Annotated in this window: 2 protein-coding genes; both read left to right on the plus strand. The window is 69.9% G+C overall.

The window, feature by feature from the left end; all coding sequences use genetic code 11:
* The coding region (locus tag VAE46_RS00710; RefSeq protein WP_322794982.1) for a GGDEF domain-containing protein at positions 1–633 on the plus strand (633 nt) is incomplete at its 5' end.
* Positions 634–722: 89 nt separating this feature from the next.
* A partial coding sequence (locus VAE46_RS00715) for a PAS domain S-box protein (protein WP_322794983.1) occupies positions 723–2,018 on the plus strand: 1,296 nt, incomplete at its 3' end.

The raw sequence follows: 2,018 nt of genomic DNA on the forward strand, positions 1-2,018 counted from the left end.
ACGCTGACCGCCGAGGAGGTGATGGCACGCGCCAACGAAGCCCTCCTCCGCCTCACCATCGAAGCCGAGCAGGAGAACGCCGCCCTCCAGGCCGAACGGCAGCAGCTCATCCAGCAGGCCTCGACCGATGTGCTCACCGGCGTGGCGAATCGGCGCCACTTCCACGAGTTCCTCGAAGAGCACTTCCGCCTGGCCGCCCGCTACGGCTCGCCGCTCAGCCTCTTCCTCGTCGACCTCGACCGCTTCAAGGACCTGAACGATACCTACGGGCACCCCGCCGGCGACGAGGTGCTCAAGGGCGTGGCCCGGCGCATGCGCAGCGTCCTCCGCGATGCCGACCTGCTGGCGCGCTTCGGCGGCGAGGAGTTCGTGGTCGTGCTGCCCTCCACACCCCTCGAGGGCGCCATCCAGAGCGCGGAGCGGGTGCGCGAGGCGATCGCCGGGCAGCCGTTCGAGGTCGAGGGCCAGCAGGTCAGCGTGACCGCTTCGTTCGGGGTCTCGGCCTACCGCGCCGATGCGCTCATGACGCCGGAGTGGCTGGTGAAGGAAGCCGACCTCGCCCTCTACGAGGCCAAGCGCGCCGGCCGGAACTGCGTCCGCGCCGCCGGCGAAGAATCAACCGTGCGCTTCTAACCCGGCTCGCCGAAAAATCCGGGGAAACCCGCGGCTGCACAACAGACAAAACGCGGTACCCTAAGGTACCCGGGGGTGGAGCGCCCGGCATGGCGATGGACGACTCGCAGCAGCTGCCCGACCTGATCCGCGCGATTATTGCCCTGGACCGCTTCCCGGTTGGCCTCTTCGCGACGGACCTGGATGGGCGCTGCATCGCGGTGAATGCGCGCTGGTGCCAGATTTCGGGCCAGACCATCGAGCAGGCGCTGGGGCTCGGCTACCTCGATGCCATCCACCCCGAGGACCGCGAGCGCGTCATCGAAACCAGCCTGCGCCACATGCGCGAGGACCGCCCACTGCGGGTGGAGTACCGGGTGGTTCGGCCCGATGGGCGCATCAACTGGGTGCTGGTGCAGGGCGTGGCGCTCATCCTGCCCGGGGGCGAGCGGATCGGCTATGCGGGGGTGGTGACCGATATCAGCCGGCGGGTGGCCACGGAGGCCGCCCTGCGCGAGAGCGAGGAGCGCTACCGCCTGCTCATCGAACAGAACCCCACCGCGGTGGCGGTGCACCGCGGCGGTGTCGTCCAGTACGTGAACGAGGCGGCGGTACAGCTCATGCGGGCATCCGGGCCCGGGGAGCTGCTTGGCCGCCACGTGCTCGAATTCGTGACCGAGGAGTACCACCCGCTCGTGCTCGACCGCGTGCGCCGGGTGACTGCGGGCGAGGCCGTGGGGCCGGCCGAGATGGACTTCCGCTGCTGCGACGGCACGGTCATCCGGGTCGAAACGATTGCCGGGCCGACGGTCTTCGGCGGCGAACCCGCCACCCAGCTGTGGGTGCGCGATGTCACCGAGCAGCGCAAGGTGGATGCCCTCTACCGCGCGGTCGTCGAATCCGTACGTGACCCCATCTGGATCGCCGACGTCGATGCCGCCGGCGAGTGGCGGCTGGTGTTCGTCAACCAGGCCTACTGCCGCGGGGCACAGGTGAGCCCGGCCGACATCGTCGGCAAGTCCTCGCGCGAGCTGGCCGAGGCCGGCTACCTCGACCCCGAACGGGCGAAGGAGCGCGAGGCCTCCTACCGCCAGGCTGCGGCCTCCGCGAAAACCATCGAATACGAGATGCGCGGCACCTGGGCTGGCCGGCCCTTCTACATCAGCACCACGCTGACACCGGTAGCCGGCCCCGACGGGCGCTTCACGCGCATCGTCGGCTGGTCGCGCGACCTCTCCCGCCGCATCGAACAGGAGCGGAAGCTGGCCGAATCGGAAGCGAACTACCGGATGGCGGTGGAGGGCACGAGCGACGCCTTCTGGGTGGTCGATAAGGAGCCGGACGGCGGTTACCGCTGCCGGCTGGCGAACCGGCGCACGGCCGAGATGCTGCGCACGACGGTGGAG

This window comes from Tepidiforma sp. (assembly GCF_034433535.1).
Classification (GTDB): domain Bacteria; phylum Chloroflexota; class Dehalococcoidia; order Tepidiformales; family Tepidiformaceae; genus Tepidiforma.